Here is a 21,718-nt window from a genome sequence, read left to right as displayed (position 1 = left end):
GCAGGAACCGCCACGGGCGGAAGACGTTCACACGGCAAGGCTTGAACCATGGAGTTTCAGATATGAAGACGTTGGCGTTCGTTTTTGCCGCTACGGTGCTGAGTACGGCGGCCTTCGCTCAGGATACCACGACGACCATCAAGAAAGAGGAAGGCATCCTCGGCAGCAAGACGACCATCGAGCAGAAGCGCGAGCCGAGCACCACATCCTCGACGACCGTTACGACCGGCTCGAGCGTCGGCCGCACGACCGAAACGAAGCAGAAGACGGACGAGTTCGGCGACACGACCACCCAGAAGAAGACCGAGTGCTGAGTGTCGATCACTCACCAGTAAGAGGCCCGGCTTACGCCGGGTCTTTTCGCGAGAGATCCTAGCGGCGCTTGCCGCTACGTCCTCCACGGAAGAACGGAACCGTCAGAAGTCGCCGTCCTGTCTCATCGACGATTTCGAGCTCGATATTGCCCGCATCCGCAAGCTCGTCCCGCAGCTCTTCGACGGTGGCGATGGCTTCGGCCTTGGCCGCCTCAAGATCGGGAAGCTCGATGCCCTCATCGTCTTCGTCAACGTCGTAACCGTCTCGAATATTGAAGAAAAAGCGAGGCATGGCTTTACGCTCGGCAATAGAAAGATGGCGAGAAAACGCCTTTCACATCGGCAAGTTCACTGTAGCGGCAGCCGCCCTCGTTTGGACATCGGAATCTTGGTGAGGATGCCCAGTTATGCAGCACAACTTGCTGTGCTTCTCGGCATGGAGCTTTTGAGACACTTTGCGCGTTGATGGACACGCCAAGGGATCATGCGGGCAACCCGCTTAGGACGTGCCATGATTCATCGCTCCCTTGCTATGCTGTCGCTCCTCAGCCTGCCTCTGCTGATCGAACCGTCCGCGGCCTTCGCGCAGATCTCATGCGGACCGCGCGATCAGCTCGTGAAATTGCTTGCCGAACAATACAAGGAAGATCCGGTCGGGATCGGCCTCGCCCAGCCGGGCCAGGTTCTCGAAGTCTTCGCCTCCCAAGCCGGATCGTGGTCGATGGTGATGACGATGCCGGACGGCAAAGCCTGTCTGATCGCAGCCGGCGACAATTGGGAAATGGTGGCCAGGATCAAAGGCAGTCCGACCTGAAGCGATTGCCCTCAGAACTTTTTAGAAGCCAATTGTCTGAAGAATAAAGTGGCGCGCCCTAGGGGAGTCGAACCCCTCTTTCCTGCGTGAAAGGCAGATGTCCTAACCGATAGACGAAGGGCGCACTGTCTGTTTCGGGGGCATTGCCGCCGAAGTGGGCGGACGTATAGACGGGTTCGTGACGCACCGCAAGCGTCAGTTTTGAATTATTCAGGCCTTGCCACATCCATGATGCGAAGCTCGGCTTTTTCCTGGCCACCCCAGCGATCGATGGACAGCGTTCCGGCCACGTGCAACGGACTTCCAATAGCCCCTGAGAGCGCATTCCCCAGCGGTTGGCCCGCGGCGCGGAATGCGATTCCCCCGATGAAGCTGCCATCGCCACCGCGAAGCTTCACGCGCATATGCCCGCCGCTGCCGACCTCACGCGCCTCGACGACGCGATGTTGTGGAAACACGAAGACGGGCTCCGGCTGCCCCGACCCGAACGGCCCTGCCCGCTCCAATGCGGTTACGAGCGTTGGCTGCGCGCCTGCCGCCGTCAGTGTGGCGTCGATGGCGAACTGATCGTTCAGGCGCGTGATGCTGACCGGCTCGTTCAGTTTGTCCTTCACGAAGGCCACGAAGTGATCGAGGTCCGTTGCCTTGATCGTGACGCCCGCCGCCATGGTGTGGCCCCCGCCCTTGATGGCGATTCCAGCCTCCACGGCCGCTCGAACGGCCGCCCCGAGATCGACGCCGGGCACGGAGCGACCGGAGCCAGTCGCCGTGCCGTCCGGGTTGAGGGTGAAGGCGAATGCCGGACGGCGGAACCGCTCCTTGGTGCGGGCGGAAATCAGCCCGACGACACCCGGATGCCATTCGGCCGAGGCTGTGACGAGCACCGGTTGGTCGGGCGCCCTCTCCAGAGCCAGCATGGCCTGGGCTTCGGCCTCCTGAACGGCGACCACCTCAATGGCTTGGCGCTCGCGGTTCAGCCGATCGAGCTCGCCCGCGATCTGACCAGCCTGAACCGGATCCTCCGTCAACAGGAGCCGAGCCCCCAGCGCGGCATCGCCGATTCGCCCACCGGCATTGATACGCGGACCCACCAGATAGCCAAGGTGCCAGGCTTCCGGAGCCCCGGCGAGACCTGCCGTGTCGAGCAGCGCCGCCAAGCCAATGCGGTGGCGGGCGCGCATGATGGCAAGGCCCTGGCGCACGAAAGCGCGATTGAGCCCGATCAGCGGCACCACGTCCGCCACTGTGGCGAGAGCCACAAGGTCGAGGCTGCCCATCAGGTCCGGCTCATGCCGGTTCTGGAAAAAGCCGCGCTGGCGCAGAACCCGGTTGAGAGCGACGAGGAAGAGAAAAACCACGCCAGCGGCGCAGAGATGCCCGAGACCGGAGAGATCGTCCTGCCGGTTCGGGTTCACGATGGCGAGCGCCTCGGGCAGCTGCACTGGAGCCTGATGATGATCGAGAACGATCGGGTCCAGGCCAAGGCGCTTCGCCTCGGCGAGCGGCTCGATGCTGGCCGTACCGCAATCGACCGTGACGAGGATATCCGCACCCTGTTCCTTCAGCGCGCGGATGGCATCGACATTCGGACCATAGCCCTCAGTGATCCTGTCCGGGATGTGAATGGCGAAACTGATTCCGCATCCGCGCAGATACTCGCCCAGCAGCGCCGAGCTGCAGGCACCATCCACGTCGTAATCGCCGAAAATCGCAACCTTCTCCGAGCGCATCACGGAATCCGCGAGCCTAGAGGCTGCGGCTTCCATGTCGGTGAGCACATGAGGATCCGGCAGCAGATCCCTCAAACGCGGATTGAGAAAACCTTCCGTTTCATGGATGCCGACCCCGCGTCCGGCGATCACGCGCGCGAGGATGTCGGGCACGCCATGGGTCTGGGCGATGGCGAGCGCAATCGCGCTCTGGGAAGCGCTGCAACGCTCGACCCAGAGGCGTCCGAGGGCTGATTGGGTCACCCCCAAAAAGGGTTTCGGCAGAGAAAGCGGCGATGATTCGGTCACGGAAACAATATTAACCGCGAATTGTGGTCAGAACACTGTGCAGTTTTCTCGCAGCACTCGGTGTCATTCCCGACCGGAGCAAAGCGAAGGAGAAGGGAATCCATAGCTCGATACTCGATCAAGGTCCCCTTCCCGGCCCTCTGGGCCGCCGGGGATGACACTGGGTCAGCTTAGGAGATGGCGGTATTGGATGAACCCGCTGCGGGAGGCCACCTTGTCGTAAAGCACCTGAGCGGCCGTATTCGTCTCATGGGTCAGCCAATAGACGCGGCTCGCCCCATCTGCTTTCGCGCGGGCATAAACTGCCTCGATCAGAGCCCGTCCGACACCGCGCCCCCGCGCCTCCTCGGACGTGAAGAGATCCTGCAGATAGCAGTAATCGCCCGTCGTCCAGGTCGAGCGGTGATAGAGGTAGTGCACAATGCCAACAACCTTGCCGTCGAGGATGGCGACGAGGCCATGCATGGGCTCGGCCGGATCCATGAGACGCCGCCATGTGGTTTCCGTGGCTTCGGCGGGGAGCGTGGATTTGTAGAAGGTCAGGTAGCCCTGCCAGAGGGGCTCCCACGCCTGCCGGTCTTCAGGATTGAAGGGACGGATTTGAATCATACGATTTCCTTAATGGCTCTCTTGCCATGGCCGCACTTGTTGCAGCCATCCATGTCGTAAGATCTTTTCGTTTGAAACGTGGATGGCCGGGACAAGCCCGGCCATGACGAAGAAGCAAGGTGATGCGTGGCCGCGAACGCTTTAGCGCATCGTGCGGACCCGAAGGGCCACGTTAGTGAAAAGTGGACCCGGTTTTCCGCGCAGACGATGCGCTCCTCAGAGAATGCGCATCGGATGGATCCCAAAAGCGCAAGTCCACTTTTGGGTCCGATGCTCTAGTCGAGGTGGAACTTCGCCAGCTCGCGGTGCTCGCCGTGGATGCGGCGGACGGTACCGGTGGCGGAGCGATAGACCACCGTCTCGGTGGTGATCACGTCCTTGCCGAAATGGACGCCCTTGAGCAGCCCGCCATCGGTCACGCCTGTAGCGGCCACGATCACGTCGCCGCGGGCGAGGTCCGTCACGTCGTATTTCTTGTTGGGATCGGTCACGCCCATTTGCAAGGCGCGCGAACGCTTCTCCTCGGTATCGAGGATCAGGCGTCCCTGCATTTGGCCGCCGATGCAGCGCAACGCCCCGGCCGCGAGCACGCCTTCGGGGGCCGCGCCGATGCCGAGATACATGTCGATGCCCGTGTCGGCAGGCTTCGTCGTGAAGATCACGCCCGCCACGTCGCCGTCCGTGATCAGGCGAACGCCGGCGCCCGTCTTGCGGATGGCTGCGATCAGCTCCGCGTGGCGCGGACGGTCGAGCACGAGGCAGTTGATTTCGTTCGGCTTTACGCCTTTCGCCTTGGCGAGAGCGTGAATGTTGTCCTCCGGTGACGCATCGAGATCGACGACGCCCGTGGGATAACCAGGACCGACGGCGATCTTATGCATGTAGACGTCGGGAGCGGCCAGCAGAGTTCCGGCCTCGGCCATGGCCATGACGGCAATGGAGCCCGGCATGTCCTTGGCGCAGAGGGTCGTGCCCTCGAGCGGGTCGACCGCGATATCGACCTTCGGGCCCTGCTTGTTGCCGACCTTCTCGCCAATGAAGAGCATCGGCGCCTCGTCGCGCTCGCCCTCGCCGATCACCACAGTGCCGTCGATGGGCAGCTTGTTCAGCTCACGGCGCATGGCGTCCACGGCGGCCTGGTCAGCCGCCTTCTCGTTGCCGCGCCCGCGCAGACGGGCTGAAGCCACCGCCGCGCGCTCAGTGACGCGAACGAGCTCCATGGTCAGGATGCGCTCGATGATTTGCCCCGGTTGGACGGTAATGGCTTGCGACATGGATGTGTCGTCTCCCTCTTGAAGGTGGTCTTTGGGCTCTTCGCCTACTCGATGATTAATCTCGCTCGATGCGAATGACTTGGGGCGGCTCGGCGATAAGACCATCCCTCGAAATCTTCTCCAGCGCCGAGCGGATGGAAGCTTCCGTCGCCGCGTAGGTGATGAGCACGAGGGAGACCGGCGCGCCGGAGCGGCCGTGAGGATCCTGCGTCGCGGCGATCTCGGAGCGCTTCTGCAGGATGCTTTCGAGCGAAATGTCGGCCTCGGCCATGCGCGTGGCGACACCGGCGGCAACACCCGGCCGGTCATGGACCGTGAGGCGGACATAGTAGCCACCCTCGTGGCGCTGCATGGGCGCGCGAGGCGCCTTCTCAAGCTGGCCAACTGGCTTGCCGAAGAGAGGCTGGGCCAAACCTGCGGCCACGTCGGCGATGTCGGCCACCACGGCTGAAGCAGTGGCATCGCCTCCTGCTCCGGGTCCGATCAGCGTCAGTTCGCGAACCGCATCGGCGTCGATGGTGACGGCGTTCGTGACGCCCATGACCTGCGCGATGGACGAGGTCCGCGGCACCATGGTCGGATGCACGCGCTGCTCGATGCCGGTTTCCGTCCGCTCGGCGACGCCGAGCAGCTTGATCCGGAAACCCAGCTCCTTCGCCATGGCAAGATCGAGCGGCGTGATGGAGGAAATCCCCTCCACGTAGATTGCATCGGCATCGATCTCGGTGCCGAAGGCAAGGCTCGTGAGGATGGCGAGCTTATGGGCCGTGTCGAAACCTTCCACGTCGAAGGTTGGATCGGCCTCCGCATAGCCGAGGCGCTGCGCGTCCTTCAGGCATTCCTGGAAGGTCAGCCCCTCCATCTCCATGCGGGAGAGGATGTAATTGCAGGTCCCGTTGAGAATGCCGTAGAGCCGGGAAATCCGGTTGCCCGGCAAGGCCTCACGCAGGGTCTTGATGATCGGGATGCCGCCCGCAACCGACGCCTCAAAGGCAATCGACACGTCCTTGCCTTCGGCAATCTTTGCGAGTGCCAAACCATGCCTAGCGAGCAGAGCCTTATTGGCCGTCACGACATGCTTAGCCTGGGACAGGGCCGTCTGCACCACCTCAAGGGCTGCCCCATCGGCACCGCCCACTAGCTCGACCACGCAATCCACATCCGCCGAGCGGGCAAGGTCCACGGGATTGTCGAACCATGTGAACCGGGAGAGATCGACGCCGCGATCCTTCGTGCGGTCACGGGCCGATACGGCCACAACCTCAACAGGCCGCCCGCCCCTCTGAGTGACGGTCTCGTTCCGGCGTTCGAGGATCCGAATGACCGAAGCGCCAACCGTGCCGAGGCCGGCAATGCCCACCTTGAGAGGACGTGTCACAGACAAAAGCTCCCTGTAAAACCGCGTTGCTCTTTACGCCTGCCGAGCTCCCATGTCCATGCGGGCACGAAAACCAGCCAGTCATACGGGGCAGCTTGGTCCCTGAGGGTTCACCCCCTACGCGCCATCGGCACTACGTTGTGGAGGGTCTGATCTGCGCTGTCGAAGAACTTGCGAATATTGCGGGCAGCCTGGCGAATGCGCTGCTCGTTTTCCACAAGGGCGATACGGACATAATCATCGCCATGCTCGCCGAAGCCGATACCCGGCGCCACCGCGACGTCGGCCTTTTCGACCAGGAGCTTGGAGAATTCCAGGCTGCCCATAGCCCGGAACCTCTCCGGAATCTGGACCCAGGCGAACATGGAGGCGCTGGGGGCCGGAATGGACCAGCCCGCCTTCTCGAAGGCATCGATCATCACGTCCCGGCGCTTCTTATAGGTCGCGCGCATCTCGCGGATGCAATCGTCGGGGCCGTTGAGAGCGGCGGTCGCTGCAACCTGCACCGGCGTGAAGGCGCCGTAATCGAGATAGGACTTCACGCGGGTCAGGGCCGCGAGCAGGCGCTCGTTGCCGACGGCAAAGCCGATGCGCCAGCCGGCCATGGAGAAGGTTTTCGACATGGAGGTGAATTCCACCGCTACGTCGATCGCGCCCGGGATCTGGAGGATCGAGGGCGGCGGGTTTCTCTCGTCGAAATAAACCTCGGCATAGGCGAGGTCCGACAGCAGGATCAGGTCGTGCTTCTTCGCGAAGGCCACGAGGTCCCGGTAGAAATCGAGAGAAGCCACATAGGCCGTGGGATTCGACGGATAGCAGACCACCATCGCCACGGGCTTGGGGATCGAGTGCATCACGGCCTTCTCGGCGGCCACGAAGAAGTCCGGGGTGGGTTCTGCCGGAACGGAGCGGATCACGCCGCCCGCCATCAGGAAGCCGAAGGCATGGATCGGGTAGCTCGGGTTCGGCACGAGGATCACGTCACCCGGTTCGGTGATGGCCTGCGCCATGTTGGCGAAGCCTTCCTTGGAACCCAGGGTCGCAACCACCTGCGTATCGGGATTGAGCTTCACACCGAAGCGGCGCTCGTAATAACCGGCCTGCGCACGGCGAAGGCCCGAGATGCCCTTGGAAGCCGAGTAGCGGTCCGTGCGCGGCTTGCCCACGGTCTCGACCAGCTTGTCGATCACGTGCTGTGGGGCGGCCAAATCCGGGTTACCCATGCCGAGATCGATAATGTCCGCTCCATTGGCGCGAGCGGCGGCCTTAATGCGGTTGACCTGCTCGAAGACATAAGGCGGAAGGCGCTTGATGCGATAGAAGTTAGACATGGTTCTGTCCTCGAGCGGAATCGGGTGAATCCGGTATAGATTCTAGCGATTGGTATTGGAATTCGTCTTCTGGGCAGGGCTCTGCGGCTTCTTGACCGGCAATATGATCGGCTCAGGCGGAGGCGTTCCGCCTAGACGAGCCGCAGCGGCTCCGGCAGCCTCGTTCCGGGCGCGCAGGGCATCGAGCTCCGACTCGGCAGCCTTGACCTCGCCAGCACTCCGGGCCGGAGTCGGACGCCCCTCCTCAGCAGTCCCGATCGGCATGTAGTCGAGATTTTGCGGTCGCGAGCGGGCCACGAAATCCGGGGTTGGCGCAACTTGGGGGCCCGCCCCCACGGCGGTCGCGATATCACGGACAGGATTGGAACCGCCGGTGCAGGCCGCAACGTTAGCAGCAACCAGCACCGTCAGCAGCAGGGCCGGAGCGCGGGAAACCGTAGGAAACTGGATACGCATTGTCGCTAACCTAAGAGATAACTGCACAGATCGGGGATCAAACGCTAAGATGCTCGAAATGCGCACCCGGAGCAATGGCGCGAGATAGAGGGAGATCGCCTTATGGACAAGCCATACGGTGAAGAGAAGGCACGGTCCTCATCCCCGGACTTCGAGGAGCTCTCCCGCAACATGGCCCGCTTCCTCGAGGGAGCGACCAAGGCCACGGCCGCCTACCTCAAGCCTCTGGAGGAGCGGGGCTCCTCGGAGATCGCAGGCGATGCCTCGGAAGCAATCAGGACGCTGGGCCGCGTTGCAGAAGCATGGATGAGCGATCCGCAGAAGTCCCTGGAAGCACAGACGCGCCTCGGAGCCCAGTTCCTCGATCTGTGGGCCTCGACATTCAAAAAGGCGCAGGGCGAGCCTGCAGATCCCGTTGCAGAGCCGGAGCCCAAGGACAGCCGCTTCAAGGATCCGGAATGGTCCGAAAATCCCGTCTTCGATTTTCTGAAGCAGGCCTATCTGATCTCCTCACGCTGGGCGGAGGACATGGTTGAGGAGGCGGAGGGTCTGGACGAGCGGACGCGCCACAAGGCGCAATTCTATCTCAAGCAAATTTCGAGTGCCCTCTCGCCGTCGAACTTCCTCCTCACCAATCCCGAACTCATCCGCGAAACATTCAAGGAAAACGGTGCGAACCTTGCTCGCGGCATGGCGATGCTGGCGGAGGACATTCAGGCGGGCCGCGGCGAGCTCAAGATCCGCCAGACCGATCCCACCAATTTCAAGATCGGCGTGAACATCGCGACCACCCCGGGGAAGGTCGTCTTCCGCAATGACCTGATCGAGCTGATCCAATATGCACCGACCACCGAGCAGGTGCTGAAGCGCCCGTTGCTGATCGTGCCGCCCTGGATCAACAAGTACTACATTCTCGATCTCAACCCGGAGAAGAGCTTCATCCGCTGGGCCGTGGCGCAGGGCCTTACCGTGTTCTGCATCTCGTGGGTCAACCCGGCGGAGCAGCATGCGGAGAAGGGCTTCGAGCACTACATGCGCGAGGGCATCTTTGCGGCGCTCGATGCAATCGAACAGGCTACCGGCGAAAAGAAAGTGACGGCCATCGGCTATTGCGTCGGCGGCACTCTGCTCGCCGTCACGATGGCTTACATGGCAGCCAAGCGAGACAAGCGCATCGATAGCGCGACCTTCTTCACCGCGCAGGTGGACTTCACTCATGCGGGCGACCTAAAGGTGTTTGCGGACGAGGAGCAGATCCGCGCCATCGAAACCGACATGAAAAAGCGCGGCTATCTCGATGGATCGCGCATGGCCAATGCCTTCAACATGCTGCGCCCCACCGACCTGATCTGGTCGAACGTCGTGAACGTTTACATGAAGGGCCAGCCCCCCACCGCCTTCGATCTGCTCTACTGGAACTCGGATTCCACGCGCATGCCGGCAGCGAACCACGCCTTCTATCTGCGCAACTGCTACCTGGAGAACAAGCTCGCCAGGGGCGAGATGGAGCTGGCAGGCGTGAAGCTCGATCTGAAGAAGATCAAGGCGCCGATCTTCAACCTCGCCACAAAGGAGGACCACATCGCCCCTGCCCGCTCCGTGTTCCTGGGCTCGAAGGCTTTCGGTGGTCCGGTCGATTTCGTCCTTGCCGGATCGGGCCATATCGCGGGCGTGGTGAATTCACCCAGCAAGCCGAAATATCAGTTCTGGACCGGCGGTCCGGTCGAAGGCGAATTGGAAGACTGGATGGCCAAGACCACGGAACATCCGGGCTCATGGTGGTCCTATTGGTTCTCGTGGATCGAGAAGCAGGCTCCCAAGAAAGTGCCCGCGCGGGAGCCGGGCGGCGGCAAGCTCGAGCCGCTCTGCGACGCGCCTGGGACCTACGTTCTGGCGAGGGCCTGACGCGAACCGCACCAGCGCCGTTTCCCTAAATCCTAAAAGAAAAGGCCGGCGTCACTGCCGGCCTTTGATTTGTGAATCTTTCGGCCTTCAGTACTTGCGAACGATCGGGGCGGCCGGGATCGCCACCTTCGCGTCGTCCCAGCGGTAGCGCAGACCCACCGAGATGATATCGACATCCGATTCCACATCAGCCACGAAGGGCAGACCCGGGCGGAAGTCCTGATGGCCCTCGACGATGCGGATATCGGTCTCCTTCGCGAAGATATGGGTATAGGCGACATCGAACGAGAACTTGTCGTTCCACTGGTAGCCGAGACCAATCGAGGCCCAGATGCGATCGTTGTCCGGCAGACGGGTGGAGCGGATCTCCGTGTCGATCGGGGATTCTTCGTAAGCCACACCGGCGCGCACGATCCACTGGTTGTTCAGCCGGTAGTCCATACCCAGCGAATAGAAGAAGCCGTCATCGTAGTTGAGCGGAAGCTGCTGGACGACAGCACCGGTATTCGCATTCGTGACGAGCGGCGTCTTGAGAACGCTCCAGTTCGTCCACTCGAAGCCGAGGTGAACCGTCACAGCAGGTGTAATCACCTGCGAGAGGCCAATGGTAACCTGATCGGGGGTCTTGAGGGTCGCCTCAATTGGCGTCCGAACTGCGACAGGGGCAACCACACCGGCGGGAAGCGTAAAGGTTCCTTCGACATTATGCTCGATGGCCGAACGGTAGCCGACACCGATCGTCGTTCCCACGAATGGAGTGATGGTCAGGCCAGCCGTGAAGCCGAAGCCGATATCGTCACCATCGAGAATACCGCTCGGCTGACCAGGAAAAACAGCGGTAATAGGCGCAGTAATCGGGGTTGGCACTGCACTCTTCAGGCGGATGTCGAAATACTGGAGCGTCGGGCCTGCGGCAACCGACAGCCAATCGGTCACCTTAAAGCCGATAACCGGGTTGATGTTCGCAGAGAAGATCCGCGACGAGCGGGAATAGACCTGGCCGGCCCAGTTCTCGCGGGGATCGGTCACGAGACCGTAAGGAGCGGTACTGGAAAGGCCGATCCAGAACCTGTCGTTGATCTGATAGGAGGAGAAGCCGGTCGGCACGATGGCATCCTGCCCGATATCACCGGAAGCGCCGAAAACGGCAGTCGGCGTCCGCAGAGGATCCGGATTGATATCGACGCGCGGAACGATCAGCGAAAGATGCCACTCGCTGTGCCAGCCGGGGGCCATCGTGATGACGGCAGGGTTCCAGAACATAGAGGAGAGATAGCCCGAACCGGAAGCGGCACCGGCGAAGGAGTAGCCCTGCGCAGTGGCGCTCTGCTCACGGACTGCGAAACCGCCAGCCTGGGCGCCACCCTGGGCGGCGATGAGAGCGGCGAAGGAGATTGCGGCGAGGGACAAAGAACGATTGAAGCGGCTCATGGGAGCTTCCTGCCCTTTTCTGTTTTGTTACGGGGAATCCCGCATTAGCCACACTGTGCCAATGCTCTATTTCTACCGCAATCTCGTTGTGAGCCGCCCAACATGTCTTAAACAAACCTAAATACTGTCCACATTTACCGTTTCATACTTAGACCAGTCTAAGCTTAATCATCAGATATATAACCAACAACGGTTGGTTCATATGTAAACCAATGTATTTGAAAGATAGGACTGCAATTTTGCAGCATTTTCTTAGGCAGGGGAAATTTCGCGCTTTGTCTGCCTTCGTGGCAAAACGGCAACATATTTGTGTCTAGAAAATGCATTGTACGCAGGCGCGGAAGCGCCAAATAGCAACATGCCGTTACGAGAGGAGTGCTTGATGAAGCTGGTGAGATTTGGGGAATACGGACGCGAGAAGCCGGGAATCGTCGATGCCCAGGGACAGATCCGCGATCTGTCGGGCGTGGTTCCGGATATTACAGGCGCAACTCTGTCCTCGGAGAGCCTGTCCCGCATCCGCAACGTGGATACCGGCACGCTTCCCCTCGCCCCGTCTGGACAGCGCCTCGGCGCCTGCGTCGGTCAGGTCCGAAATTTCATTGCCATCGGGCTGAACTATGCAGATCATGCCGCCGAGACAGGTGCTCCCATTCCGGCAGAGCCCATCGTCTTCAACAAGGCCCCCTCCTGCATCGTGGGGCCCAATGACGAAGTCATTATTCCGCGCGGATCCCAAAAGACCGACTGGGAGGTTGAACTCGCCATCGTGATCGGCGAGCACGCTTCCTATGTCGGCGCCAACGAGGCCTTGGACTACGTGGCCGGCTATTGCGTCTGCAACGACGTGTCCGAGCGAGAATTCCAGCTGGAGCGCGGTGGCACCTGGACCAAGGGCAAGGGCTGCCCGACCTTCGGCCCCCTCGGTCCCTGGCTCGTGACGAAGGACGAGATCCCCGATCCGCAGAACCTCTCCATGTGGCTCGATGTGAACGGCGAGCGCATGCAGACCGGCTCCACTACGACCATGATCTTCAACGTGGCAAAGATCGTCTCCTACGTCTCACACTTTATGATCCTGGAGCCGGGCGATGTGATCACCACCGGCACGCCGCCCGGCGTCGGCATGGGCATGAAGCCGCCGCGCTACCTGAAGGCAGGAGACGTCGTCAGCCTCGGCATCGAAGGTCTCGGCGAGCAGCGTCAGCGCTTCGTCGCTTTCGAGGAAGCCCAGCCGGTTACGAGCAAGGGGCGTTAAGCTTTTCCTTCTCACGTCATCACCGGCCTTGTGCCGGTGATCTCATTTATGAGAGGTGGGTTGCTTTCCCAATCGAGATGGCCGGGACAAGCCCGGCCATGACGACGGATATCACTCTAAACCAACCCCAGCATAAGCTGGATGTTCTGCACGGCGGCACCCGAGGCGCCCTTCCCGAGATTGTCGAGGCGCGCCACCAGCACCGCGTGATTATAGCTGTCGTGCTTGAAGACGAAGAGCTCCAGACGGTCCGTGTCGTTGAGCGCCTCGGGCTCGAGCCGCTCGATCTTCTTGCCCTCTGAGATCGTCGGGACGACGCTCACGAGACCACCGCCCTGGTAGCGTTCCATGAGCGCCTTCTCCAATTCGACCGTCTTCGGCTTGCCCGGCAGCAGGTCGAGGTGAAGCGGAACGCTCACCAGCATGCCCTGACGGAAATTGCCCACCGAGGGAATGAAGATCGGGCGGCGGGTCAGGCCGGTATATTTCTGCAATTCGGGCACATGCTTGTGCTCGAAGCCGAGGCCGTAGAGCTCGAATGCAGGAGCCGTGCCGGCCTCGTAGGCCTCGATCATGGTGCGCCCGCCGCCGCTATAGCCGCTCACCGCATTCACGCTGATCGGATAATCGGGCGGGATCAAGCCCGCATCGATCAGCGGGCGCAGGAGTGCAATGGCACCGGTGGGGTAGCAGCCAGGATTGGCGACGCGCTCGGCCGTCGCGACCGCCCGCCTCTGCTCGGAGGTCAGCTCCGCGAAGCCATAAGCCCAGCCAGGACTCACCCGGTGTGCGGTGCTGGCGTCGAGGATCTTCGGCTTCCTGCCGCTCAAGCCGTCCACGAGGGCCACCGTCTCGCGCGCTGCATCGTCGTGAAGACAGAGAACCACGAGATCCACGTCGGCGAGAATTTCACGCTTGGCCTCGGGGTCCTTGCGGCGCGCGGGATCGATACTGCGGAGAGATACGCCCGATATGCCTTGCAGGCGTTCGCGAATGCCGAGCCCCGTGGTGCCCGCCTCGCCATCGATGAAGACCGTCTTCGTGCCCTGGGAAAGATTCACTGAGCTCTGGGTCATGGTTGTCATAGTCGATCCGATCCACCTGTGGCCGCCGATGAGGCTTTAAGCCAATAACGCCGATAGGGTTCTGGAGAAACAAAAAAGCCGCGCAATGGCGCGGCTTGCGGTCAGGCCTTCAAGACAGCCGTCATCGCACGCGCGCCGAGGCGGCAATCATTCGGCGTCGGATGATGAAAAGGCTCTGGTTCATGCAGTTTGTATGAGGCTGCATTTCCGCCCTGTCAACAAGCGCGGCGGTTCACAGCCTCATCCCACCATTCCCGGCAGAGGGTAGCGGAGAGGAAGGGAATCTATTCTCATATTCCACACCATGGATCCCTTCCTGGTCCTTGCGGACCACCGGGGATGACACGATCCCAAACAAAAAGGGCGGCCCGAGAGCCGCCCTTTTCGCAATGTGTCGCCCTGAGGCGTTAGCGCTTCGAGAACTGGAAGCTGCGGCGAGCTTTCTTCTTGCCGTACTTCTTGCGCTCGACGACGCGCGGATCGCGAGTCAGGAAGCCTTCCTTCTTGAGCGGGCCGCGAAGCTCCGGCTCGTAGTAAGTCAGCGCCTTGGCGAGGCCGTGACGGACCGCACCGGCCTGACCGGAGAGGCCACCGCCGTTGACGTTCACGACGATGTCGTACTGGCCTTCGCGCTGGGCGATCTGCAGCGGCTGCGACAGGATCAGGCGGAGAACCGGACGAGCGAAGTAAACTTCGACGGCGCGGTCGTTGATGATGATCTTGCCGGAGCCGGGCTTGATCCACACGCGGGCGACAGCGTCCTTACGCTTGCCGGTGGCGTAAGCGCGACCGAGGGAGTCGAGCTTCTGGACGTGCTTCGGAGCTTCCGGAGCGGCAGCCTGGGCGTTCTGACCCAGATCGGCGAGAGACTGAAGGGTCGCCATGGATTAGGCCCTCACGTTCTTGGCATTGAGGGCAGCCACGTCGAGCACCTCCGGCTGCTGAGCCGTATGCGGATGCTCAGCGCCGCCGTAGACGCGCAGGTTGCCCATGATCTGGCGGAAAAGCGGGCCGCGGGGGAGCATGCGCTCCACAGCCTTCTCGACCACGCGCTCAGGGAAGCGACCGTCCAGGATGAACTTGGCGGTGCGCTCCTTGATGCCGCCCGGATAACCGGTGTGATGGTAGTACACCTTCTGCTCGCGCTTGCGGCCGGTGAACACCACCTTGTCGGCGTTGATAACGATAACATTGTCGCCGCAGTCGACGTGGGGCGTGTAGTTCGCCTTGTGCTTGCCACGCAGGCGCATGGCAACGATCGTCGCGAGACGGCCCACAACAAGGCCCTTCGCGTCGATCACAACCCACTTCTTCTCGACCTCGGCGGGCTTCAGCGAAGTCGTAGTCTTCATTGCGCTGTATCCCGTTGGAGCCCGTCTGGGCTCAGGTTCTGAAAACGACAAACCGCCGCGAGATGCGGCGGCGAGTGAGAGGGTGTTTAGTGGTTTTAGGGCTATAAGTCAACGGCATTCACGCAGGACAAAGGAGCAATAAAATCTATACAAAACAAGCAGTTAAGATAGTGTGGTATTAAAATACCAACAACGTGGTTTCATAATACCACATCAATTTTGCCATTTCGCATAGCTACGCTATCGTCCTGCCTTCTGCCACCCCTCAAAGAGGAATCAGGATGACCGACGAACTCATCTTCTACACCCATCCGCAGTCGCGCGGGCGGATCGCCCGCTGGATGCTCGAGGAGGTCGGTCGCCCTTACAAGACAGAGATTCTGCAGTTTGGAACCTCGATGAAGAGTCCGGACTATCTCGCCTTCAATCCCATGGGGAAAGTGCCGACGATCATTCATAACGCCACGGTCGTCACCGAAGCGGCAGCCATCTGTGCCTATCTGGCCGACGTCTTCCCTGAGGCTGGCTTGGCTCCGCCCCATGGCGACCGTCGCCGGGGTCCCTATTACCGCTGGATGTTCTTTGCCGCCGGACCTGTTGAAGCCGCTCTGAGCAACAAGGCTTTCGGCTTCGAGGTCCCCGCCGAGCGGCGCGGTGTGGTCGGCTACGGCAGCGTCGAGGACGTGGTGAATGCCCTGGAATATGCCGTCACCCAATCCGAATATATTGCCGGCGACCACTTCAGTGCCGCCGATGTCTATGTCGGCTCGCAGATCGGCTGGGGCATGATGTTCGGAACGCTCGAGAGGCGTGCCGCCTTCGAGGCCTATTGGCAGCGGATCAGCTCACGCCCGGCAGCCATGAGGGCGCGAGAGATCGACGACGCGCTATCACCTTCCGATCCGGCGGGTAGATAAATCCTCGGAGCCTATCGATCCGGATTCTCACAATGAGGCAGGCGTCGGATAGGCCTCAGCAGAAGGATTTCCTCCTGTTCATTGAAGGCAGCCTCTTTGGCGCACATGCGCATGGCAGCACATGCCTTGCTTCGCTCACTCGGCCACGGCTGCTTTCTATTGATGGCTCTTTTGCACCTTACATAATCCTCAGACGAGAAAGACGGCTCAGCCCTTAGAGGCGGAGCCGTGAGAAGAAATAGTGAGATCCAGGAAAAGAAATGATGAGATTTCATCTTAGGCACTTGGGATGGAGTAGGTCCCGGTCGCATGGCAGACCACATCGGGGCTGCCTTCCGAGAATATCGAGACCTCTCCTACGGCAAGCCGCTTGCCGAGCTTAAGGAGCCGGCAATTGGCGATCAGGGCCCGAGCCTCGGGCTTTCTCAAGAAATTGAAATTGAGGCTCGTGGTGACGGCGAGCGCTACGGGACCGATATGGGCGAGAATCGCGGCATAAAGCGCGAGATCGGCCAGCGCCATCATGGAAGGACCTGAAATGGTGCCGCCGGGCCTTAGGTGGCGCTCGTGATAATCCATGCGCATCCGCGCGGAGAGCGGCCCGATCTCGTCGAGGAAATAGGTCTGTCCGCCCACATGGATCTGAGGAAACTCCCGGTCGAGGAAGGCGATCAGATCTTCCTTCGTCATGATCGGATGATGGGTTGCCATGCGTCAAAAGCTCATTGAACTGCCCTGCCCTATCCCATACGTTCTCGCCATGGATCACAGCAATTACCCGAACGATTACATCCGCGGCATTCTCAACAGCGTGAAGACCATTGCGCTCGTGGGCGCCTCGGCGAATCCCGCCCGCCCGAGTTGGATTGTCACCAAGTACCTGCTGGAGCGGGGCTATGATGTGATCCCCGTCAATCCGGGGATCGCCGGCACCGAGCTGCTCGGCAAGAAGGTGTACGGCTCGCTCGCCGAAGTGCCCGGCCCTATCGACATGGTCGAGATCTTCCGCAATTCGGAGGCTGCCGGCCCGATCACGGACGAGGCGCTTGCCCTCGATCCCCTGCCGAAGGTGCTCTGGATGCAGCTCTCCGTCCGCAACGACGAGGCTGCCGCCAAGGCGGAGGCCAAGGGTCTCAAGGTCGTGATGGACCGCTGCCCCAAGATCGAGTTCGGACGTCTCTCCGGCGAGATTTCCTGGCAGGGCGTGAACTCGCGGATGTTGAGCTCCAAGAAGCCCGTTCTCTCCGGCAAGGGCTTTCAGAAGCTCAGCCTCAATCGCCCATAAGTCTTAAACAGGAGCCCTGAGCAGCCTCCTTGACCGGACGAACGTTTCGTTCTTTAAAGAGAACAGAACATCATCTCCAAGAAGGAAAGGGCTCCCGCCATGTCTGATCGTCTGCCAGGCTTCAATACGCTCGCCATTCACGCGGGGGCTGCCCCCGATGCTGCGACCGGCGCCCGTGCCACGCCGATCTATCAGACCACGTCCTTCGTGTTCGATGATGTCGATCATGCGGCCTCACTCTTCGGCCTGCAGGCTTTCGGCAATATCTACTCACGTATCGGCAACCCGACCTGCTCGGTTCTCGAAGAACGCGTTGCGGCGCTTGAAGGTGGCACCGCAGCCCTCGCCGTTGCTTCGGGCCATGCGGCGGAATTCCTGACCTTCCATACGCTGCTCCAGCCCGGAGATGAGTTCATCGCAGCCAGGAAGCTCTATGGCGGCTCGATCAACCAGTTCAATCATGCCTACAAAAACTTCGGCTGGAACGTGGTCTGGGCCGATTCCGACGATCCTTCGTCCTTCGAGGCGGCCATCACGCCGAAGACCAAGGCGATCTTCGTCGAATCCATCGCCAATCCGGGCGGCGTGATCGTCGATCTGCAGGCGATCGCGGCTATCGCCAAGAGGCATCGCATTCCGTTCATCGTCGACAACACGATGGCAACCCCTTATCTCATCAAGCCCTTCGAGCATGGGGCTGACATCATCGTGCATTCGGCCACCAAGTTCCTCGGCGGGCACGGCAACTCGGTCGGTGGCCTGATCGTAGATGGCGGCTCGTTCAACTTCGCGGGCGACGACCGCTATCCGATGCTTTCCAAGCCGCGTCCCGAATACGGCGGCATGGTGCTGGGCGAGACCTTCGGCAATTTCGGCTTCGCCATTGCTGCCCGCGTGCTTGGCCTGCGCGATCTCGGCCCCGCGCTCTCGCCCTTCAATGCCTTTCTGATCCTCAACGGGATCGAGACCCTGCCGCTGCGCATGCAGCGCCATTCTGACAATACCCTGGCGGTCGCCGAGCACCTGGCGAGCCACAGAAAGGTGTCTTGGGTCAGCTATCCGGGGCTGCGCACGGATCGCTATCACGACCTTGCCAAGCAGTACTGCCCCAAGGGTGCTGGCGCGGTGTTCACCTTCGGCCTGAAGGGTGGCTACGAGGCGGGCGTGAAGCTCGTGTCGAACCTGAAGCTCTTCTCGCATCTCGCCAATATCGGCGACACGCGCTCGCTGGTGATTCACCCGGCATCGACCACGCACCGTCAGCTCACCGACGAGCAGAAGACCCAGGCCGGCGCCGGCCCCGAGGTAGTGCGCCTCTCCATCGGCCTTGAGGACACGGAAGACCTGATCGAGGATCTCAACCAGGCTCTGGACGCGGATTAAAGCCCTTCCATAAGGACCGTTTATTCGCTCCGCGTCATGGCCGTACTTGGTTTACGGCCATCCGCATCTTTTGCCTCTCATGCGCCAAAAGGCGTGGATGCCCGGGACAAGTCCGGGCATGACGAAGGGGATAGAGCGAAAATACAAAAAGGGCGGCTCGAAGCCGCCCTTCTTTCATGCTGAAGCCCAGGACTCCCGTCACGCCGCGCGCGAGGAGCCGCCGGTCTTCTTGTAGGTGTTGTGAATGGCGTTGAGCGAACGCTCCAGAGCCGTCCACAAACGCCCCATTTCCTCAGCACCCTGGGAGCTCGGCTCGTATTCCTTCGCGCCTTCTCCCGTCGCAAGGGCAAGGGTCAATTCGGGGCGGTGGGTGATCTGGCCCGCCCAGACCGGAACCTGCAGCGCATTCAGTGCACCGCGAGCATCGGCCACCACGTGAGCCTCCGCATCACCATGCTTGGGCGGGGCGGCATTGATGACGGCCGCGTAGGGCTTGCGCAGTTCCCGCGCGATCTGAACCGTATCCTGCAGAGCCGCAATGTCGAACAGGCTTGCCCGAGTGGGGATGATCACAAGAGTCGCATGCCTGATGGATTCGGCGACGATGTTGGACTTATTGGGCGGCGTGTCGACCAGAACCCATTCATAGCCTTCGCGCTTGGCCTCCTTCAGAGCTTCGCCAAGGTTGCGTACATTGTGCCTGATGCCGAGATGCTCCTGATGGCGGATCTTGTGCCACAGCGACAGAGATCCCTGCGGATCATTGTCGATCAGCAGCGTCTTGCGGTTTGGATTGGCAATGTAGCTCGCGAGATGTGCAGCGAGCGTGCTCTTACCCGAGCCGCCTTTCCGCGAAGCAAAGACCAGCACATTCATGCCTGAGACTCCTCATAAGCCTATCAAAGCCCGCCGCCCTTAGTTAATGCGAGCTTAATATTGTTCATCTGTAGCAGAACAAGACCTGATTTCCTAATTCCACCTTCGATCACTCTGTGCATATCCCCAAGCAGAACGCGGGTTTTTAGGCAAAAGGCCGTGCCGCAGCGATAAGCCTTCACAACTCAGCCTGAAGTGCCCATCCTTCGCAGCGTACTGGTCCGGGGGAAGCGTGAGCCGGAAGCCGTAAGACGAAGATCCCAGGATTCAATAGAAGGAGAGTGATTTCGATCCGATTGCAAGCAAGAAAAGAGGATTATTTGCTTGAAACATGGCCTCCTCGTAATTCCCTAACAATATCGGAACCACCCTTAAGCCTAGTCGTTAAGCTCCCGACCTTACCAGTGAAATGGAGCTGACAATGTCGAAGAAGATTCTGTTTACTGGCGCCGTTCTCGTGGCTCTTGCCCCGGTTGGCGCCTTCGCTCAGGACCCGGCTGCTGGCGGCGCTGCTGCAGGCGCAGCGACGGGTGCCGTTGGCGGCGCAATCGTCGGCGGTCCGATCGGTGCAGCCGTCGGCGGCGTGACCGGCGCGATCGTGGGCGGCCTTGCTGGCGAGGCTCAGCCCCGCTTCCGTCAGTATGTCGTAACGCAGGGCGTCCCATCCTACCGCTACGCGGAAGAGGTTCGTGTGGGCGCCGTGCTCCCCTCGTCCGGCGTGCAGTACTATGAGGTTCCGGCCGAATATGGCGTGACCCAGTATCGCTACACGGTGGTCAACGACACCCCGGTTCTGGTCGATCCCGGCACCCGCCGCATCGTTCAGGTCGTCCGCTAATCGCTAGTGGAATGATCGAGTTTGGGCGGCCTTAAAGGCCGCCCTTTCCTTTTCAGATTGTGCTCACGCGAGCGTGCGCCACCGCCATCGCGAGCACGGCCATGGCGAAGACCTGATGGGCCAGACCAGCCCAGAGCGGCACCGCCAGAAGCAGCGTCACGATGCCAAGTCCCATCTGCGCGAAAGTGAGAAAAGCCATTCCATTCGCGCGGCGCGCCACGCCCGACCCCGGCGCTTTGCGGCGCATGTCCCATGCATGCCAAAGGGCAAAGGCGACAAGGGCGTAAGCCAGCATGCGGTGATTGAACTGAACCAGCAGCACATTGTCGACGAAGTTCTCGATCCAGGGCTTCACCACGAACAGAGCCGGCGAGGATGGAAAAAGCGCTCCGTCCATGAGGGGCCAGGTGTTGTAGGTCAGCCCGGCCTTCGAGCCGGCGACGAGCCCCCCCAAAGCTATCTGCACCAGGATCAGACCGACGAGAATCCGGGGTGCAAAGCCTGCGCTTTTCTCAGGCTGAGAAGCGCTTCGATCCTTCAGCCCGGCCGCCACCCAGACCAAACACGCGAGAATGATGCTGGCCACTGTCAGGTGCAGCGCGAGCTTGATGGGCGCGACAGCCGTCATGCCGGGCTCCAGCCCTGAGGCCACCATGATCCAGCCGATGGCCCCCTGCAGCCCGCCGAGCCCACCGATTCCGAGCAGCTTCAGGGCCAGCCTGCCGTTGATGATGCCGCGTGCCCAGAACCAAACCAGCGGCAGGAAGAAGACCAAACCGATGAGACGGCCGAGCTGACGGTGCCCCCATTCCCAGGCATAAATGAACTTGAACTCGGAAAGGGTCATGCCCTTGTTCACGAGTTCGTATTGCGAGATCTGTCGGTACTTCTCGAACTCTACCTGCCAAGCCTGTTCCGTGAGCGGCGGAATCGCGCCGGTGACCGGCTTCCATTCCGTGATCGACAGGCCGGAGCCTGTCAGGCGGGTCGCTCCGCCAACGGCGACCATCAGCACGACCAAGGCTGCGAGCGTGTAGATCCATAGACGGACAAGGGTCTGAGACCGGGTTTGAGGCGATTGGACTTCAGGCAGGCGCGCCAACGGCACGCCCTCGGTTGAGGCTGCGACAGCCATGCTCGTTCTCATCGACAATTTAAGACTTGAACCCAGGATAATGCCTGTCACATAGAGGT

At 61.1% G+C, this 21,718-nt stretch carries 22 protein-coding genes and 1 tRNA gene; 8 read left to right on the top strand and 15 right to left on the bottom strand.

Going from position 1 to position 21,718, the window contains the following annotated elements; translation table 11 throughout:
• Positions 1–62 precede the first annotated feature (62 nt).
• Positions 63–314, top strand: coding sequence for a hypothetical protein (locus ACUXUR_RS20250; protein WP_445504162.1), 252 nt, complete (start codon positions 63–65; stop codon positions 312–314).
• 58 nt (positions 315–372) lie between these two features.
• On the opposite strand, the gene ACUXUR_RS20245 is transcribed toward ACUXUR_RS20250, so the two are convergent.
• Positions 373–606, bottom strand: a complete 234-nt coding sequence (locus tag ACUXUR_RS20245; protein ID WP_116529030.1) for a DUF6894 family protein — start codon at positions 604–606, stop codon at positions 373–375.
• Between the two features lie 219 nt (positions 607–825).
• Between ACUXUR_RS20245 and ACUXUR_RS20240 the strand changes: the two genes are divergently transcribed.
• Entirely contained in the window at positions 826–1,128 is a 303-nt protein-coding gene (locus ACUXUR_RS20240) for a hypothetical protein (RefSeq protein WP_445504161.1), read from the top strand.
• A gap of 49 nt (positions 1,129–1,177) precedes the next feature.
• Here ACUXUR_RS20240 and ACUXUR_RS20235 read toward each other — a convergent pair.
• From ACUXUR_RS20235 to ACUXUR_RS20205, 7 genes are all read right to left on the bottom strand, one after another.
• Positions 1,178–1,252: transfer RNA gene (locus ACUXUR_RS20235), tRNA-Glu, on the bottom strand.
• A gap of 82 nt (positions 1,253–1,334) precedes the next feature.
• Complete coding sequence (recJ, locus tag ACUXUR_RS20230) at positions 1,335–3,146, bottom strand: single-stranded-DNA-specific exonuclease RecJ (RefSeq protein ID WP_445504160.1); 1,812 nt, start codon at positions 3,144–3,146, stop codon at positions 1,335–1,337.
• 165 nt (positions 3,147–3,311) lie between these two features.
• Entirely contained in the window at positions 3,312–3,755 is a 444-nt protein-coding gene (locus ACUXUR_RS20225) for a GNAT family N-acetyltransferase (RefSeq protein ID WP_445504159.1), read from the bottom strand.
• Between the two features lie 275 nt (positions 3,756–4,030).
• On the bottom strand, positions 4,031–5,029 hold the full coding sequence (glpX, locus tag ACUXUR_RS20220) for a class II fructose-bisphosphatase (RefSeq protein WP_445504158.1): 999 nt from the start codon (positions 5,027–5,029) through the stop codon (positions 4,031–4,033).
• A 55-nt stretch (positions 5,030–5,084) separates the two neighbouring features.
• The gene (locus ACUXUR_RS20215) at positions 5,085–6,407 is read right to left on the bottom strand and encodes a homoserine dehydrogenase (protein WP_445504157.1); all 1,323 of its coding nucleotides are present in this window, start codon (positions 6,405–6,407) and stop codon (positions 5,085–5,087) included.
• Positions 6,408–6,517: 110 nt separating this feature from the next.
• Positions 6,518–7,738 (bottom strand): LL-diaminopimelate aminotransferase, encoded by a 1,221-nt coding sequence (locus ACUXUR_RS20210; protein WP_445504156.1) that lies wholly within the window; start codon positions 7,736–7,738, stop codon positions 6,518–6,520.
• A gap of 42 nt (positions 7,739–7,780) precedes the next feature.
• Positions 7,781–8,194, bottom strand: a complete 414-nt coding sequence (locus ACUXUR_RS20205) for a hypothetical protein (RefSeq protein WP_445504155.1) — start codon at positions 8,192–8,194, stop codon at positions 7,781–7,783.
• A 102-nt stretch (positions 8,195–8,296) separates the two neighbouring features.
• On the opposite strand from ACUXUR_RS20205, the gene ACUXUR_RS20200 reads away from it, so the two are divergent.
• Complete coding sequence (locus tag ACUXUR_RS20200) at positions 8,297–10,099, top strand: PHA/PHB synthase family protein (RefSeq protein ID WP_445504154.1); 1,803 nt, start codon at positions 8,297–8,299, stop codon at positions 10,097–10,099.
• An 87-nt stretch (positions 10,100–10,186) separates the two neighbouring features.
• On the opposite strand, the gene ACUXUR_RS20195 is transcribed toward ACUXUR_RS20200, so the two are convergent.
• Positions 10,187–11,530, bottom strand: coding sequence for an OmpP1/FadL family transporter (locus tag ACUXUR_RS20195; RefSeq protein WP_445504153.1), 1,344 nt, complete (start codon positions 11,528–11,530; stop codon positions 10,187–10,189).
• 382 nt (positions 11,531–11,912) lie between these two features.
• Between ACUXUR_RS20195 and ACUXUR_RS20190 the strand changes: the two genes are divergently transcribed.
• On the top strand, positions 11,913–12,788 hold the full coding sequence (locus ACUXUR_RS20190; protein ID WP_445504152.1) for a fumarylacetoacetate hydrolase family protein: 876 nt from the start codon (positions 11,913–11,915) through the stop codon (positions 12,786–12,788).
• 116 nt (positions 12,789–12,904) lie between these two features.
• On the opposite strand, the gene argC is transcribed toward ACUXUR_RS20190, so the two are convergent.
• From argC to rplM, 3 genes are all read right to left on the bottom strand, one after another.
• Positions 12,905–13,873, bottom strand: coding sequence for an N-acetyl-gamma-glutamyl-phosphate reductase (argC, locus tag ACUXUR_RS20185; protein WP_445504151.1), 969 nt, complete (start codon positions 13,871–13,873; stop codon positions 12,905–12,907).
• Between the two features lie 407 nt (positions 13,874–14,280).
• On the bottom strand, positions 14,281–14,757 hold the full coding sequence (gene rpsI / locus ACUXUR_RS20180) for a 30S ribosomal protein S9 (RefSeq protein ID WP_445504150.1): 477 nt from the start codon (positions 14,755–14,757) through the stop codon (positions 14,281–14,283).
• Between the two features lie 3 nt (positions 14,758–14,760).
• Complete coding sequence (gene rplM, locus ACUXUR_RS20175) at positions 14,761–15,225, bottom strand: 50S ribosomal protein L13 (RefSeq protein ID WP_047189853.1); 465 nt, start codon at positions 15,223–15,225, stop codon at positions 14,761–14,763.
• Between the two features lie 281 nt (positions 15,226–15,506).
• On the opposite strand from rplM, the gene ACUXUR_RS20170 reads away from it, so the two are divergent.
• Positions 15,507–16,142 (top strand): glutathione S-transferase family protein, encoded by a 636-nt coding sequence (locus tag ACUXUR_RS20170; protein ID WP_445504149.1) that lies wholly within the window; start codon positions 15,507–15,509, stop codon positions 16,140–16,142.
• 276 nt (positions 16,143–16,418) lie between these two features.
• Here the strand turns inward: ACUXUR_RS20170 and ACUXUR_RS20165 are convergent, their stop codons facing one another.
• The gene (locus tag ACUXUR_RS20165; RefSeq protein WP_445504148.1) at positions 16,419–16,853 is read right to left on the bottom strand and encodes a PaaI family thioesterase; all 435 of its coding nucleotides are present in this window, start codon (positions 16,851–16,853) and stop codon (positions 16,419–16,421) included.
• Here ACUXUR_RS20165 and ACUXUR_RS20160 point away from each other — a divergent pair.
• On the top strand, positions 16,852–17,427 hold the full coding sequence (locus tag ACUXUR_RS20160) for a CoA-binding protein (protein ID WP_445504147.1): 576 nt from the start codon (positions 16,852–16,854) through the stop codon (positions 17,425–17,427). The genes ACUXUR_RS20165 and ACUXUR_RS20160 overlap by 2 nt on opposite strands.
• Before the next feature lie 99 nt (positions 17,428–17,526).
• Entirely contained in the window at positions 17,527–18,810 is a 1,284-nt protein-coding gene (locus tag ACUXUR_RS20155; protein ID WP_445504146.1) for an O-acetylhomoserine aminocarboxypropyltransferase, read from the top strand.
• Between the two features lie 198 nt (positions 18,811–19,008).
• Here ACUXUR_RS20155 and ACUXUR_RS20150 read toward each other — a convergent pair whose 3' ends face one another.
• Positions 19,009–19,686, bottom strand: a complete 678-nt coding sequence (locus ACUXUR_RS20150) for an AAA family ATPase (RefSeq protein ID WP_445504145.1) — start codon at positions 19,684–19,686, stop codon at positions 19,009–19,011.
• A gap of 421 nt (positions 19,687–20,107) precedes the next feature.
• Here ACUXUR_RS20150 and ACUXUR_RS20145 point away from each other — a divergent pair, with 421 nt between their 5' ends.
• The gene (locus tag ACUXUR_RS20145; protein ID WP_445504144.1) at positions 20,108–20,524 is read left to right on the top strand and encodes a DUF1236 domain-containing protein; all 417 of its coding nucleotides are present in this window, start codon (positions 20,108–20,110) and stop codon (positions 20,522–20,524) included.
• Between the two features lie 52 nt (positions 20,525–20,576).
• Here the strand turns inward: ACUXUR_RS20145 and ACUXUR_RS20140 are convergent, their stop codons facing one another.
• The gene (locus ACUXUR_RS20140) at positions 20,577–21,659 is read right to left on the bottom strand and encodes a COX15/CtaA family protein (RefSeq protein WP_445504143.1); all 1,083 of its coding nucleotides are present in this window, start codon (positions 21,657–21,659) and stop codon (positions 20,577–20,579) included.
• Between the last annotated feature and the right edge of the window lie 59 nt (positions 21,660–21,718).

This window comes from Microvirga medicaginis (genome assembly GCF_052658925.1).
Note: the sequence above shows the minus strand (reverse complement) of the source record. Positions and strands in the feature narration are given on the sequence as shown.

Coding starts and splice junctions, on each gene's coding strand:
- ACUXUR_RS20195 (WP_445504153.1), bottom strand. CDS start 11,530: ATGAGCCGCTTCAATCGTTCTTTGTCCCTCGCCGCAATCTCCTTCGCC.
- ACUXUR_RS20245 (WP_116529030.1), bottom strand. CDS start 606: ATGCCTCGCTTTTTCTTCAATATTCGAGACGGTTACGACGTTGACGAA.
- ACUXUR_RS20190 (WP_445504152.1), top strand. CDS start 11,913: ATGAAGCTGGTGAGATTTGGGGAATACGGACGCGAGAAGCCGGGAATC.
- ACUXUR_RS20210 (WP_445504156.1), bottom strand. CDS start 7,738: ATGTCTAACTTCTATCGCATCAAGCGCCTTCCGCCTTATGTCTTCGAG.
- ACUXUR_RS20160 (WP_445504147.1), top strand. CDS start 16,852: ATGCGTCAAAAGCTCATTGAACTGCCCTGCCCTATCCCATACGTTCTC.
- ACUXUR_RS20250 (WP_445504162.1), top strand. CDS start 63: ATGAAGACGTTGGCGTTCGTTTTTGCCGCTACGGTGCTGAGTACGGCG.
- rplM (WP_047189853.1), bottom strand. CDS start 15,225: ATGAAGACTACGACTTCGCTGAAGCCCGCCGAGGTCGAGAAGAAGTGG.
- ACUXUR_RS20200 (WP_445504154.1), top strand. CDS start 8,297: ATGGACAAGCCATACGGTGAAGAGAAGGCACGGTCCTCATCCCCGGAC.
- ACUXUR_RS20145 (WP_445504144.1), top strand. CDS start 20,108: ATGTCGAAGAAGATTCTGTTTACTGGCGCCGTTCTCGTGGCTCTTGCC.
- ACUXUR_RS20170 (WP_445504149.1), top strand. CDS start 15,507: ATGACCGACGAACTCATCTTCTACACCCATCCGCAGTCGCGCGGGCGG.
- ACUXUR_RS20240 (WP_445504161.1), top strand. CDS start 826: ATGATTCATCGCTCCCTTGCTATGCTGTCGCTCCTCAGCCTGCCTCTG.
- ACUXUR_RS20205 (WP_445504155.1), bottom strand. CDS start 8,194: ATGCGTATCCAGTTTCCTACGGTTTCCCGCGCTCCGGCCCTGCTGCTG.
- ACUXUR_RS20140 (WP_445504143.1), bottom strand. CDS start 21,659: ATGGCTGTCGCAGCCTCAACCGAGGGCGTGCCGTTGGCGCGCCTGCCT.
- ACUXUR_RS20225 (WP_445504159.1), bottom strand. CDS start 3,755: ATGATTCAAATCCGTCCCTTCAATCCTGAAGACCGGCAGGCGTGGGAG.
- argC (WP_445504151.1), bottom strand. CDS start 13,873: ATGACAACCATGACCCAGAGCTCAGTGAATCTTTCCCAGGGCACGAAG.
- rpsI (WP_445504150.1), bottom strand. CDS start 14,757: ATGGCGACCCTTCAGTCTCTCGCCGATCTGGGTCAGAACGCCCAGGCT.
- glpX (WP_445504158.1), bottom strand. CDS start 5,029: ATGTCGCAAGCCATTACCGTCCAACCGGGGCAAATCATCGAGCGCATC.
- ACUXUR_RS20150 (WP_445504145.1), bottom strand. CDS start 19,686: ATGAATGTGCTGGTCTTTGCTTCGCGGAAAGGCGGCTCGGGTAAGAGC.
- ACUXUR_RS20155 (WP_445504146.1), top strand. CDS start 17,527: ATGTCTGATCGTCTGCCAGGCTTCAATACGCTCGCCATTCACGCGGGG.
- ACUXUR_RS20165 (WP_445504148.1), bottom strand. CDS start 16,853: ATGGCAACCCATCATCCGATCATGACGAAGGAAGATCTGATCGCCTTC.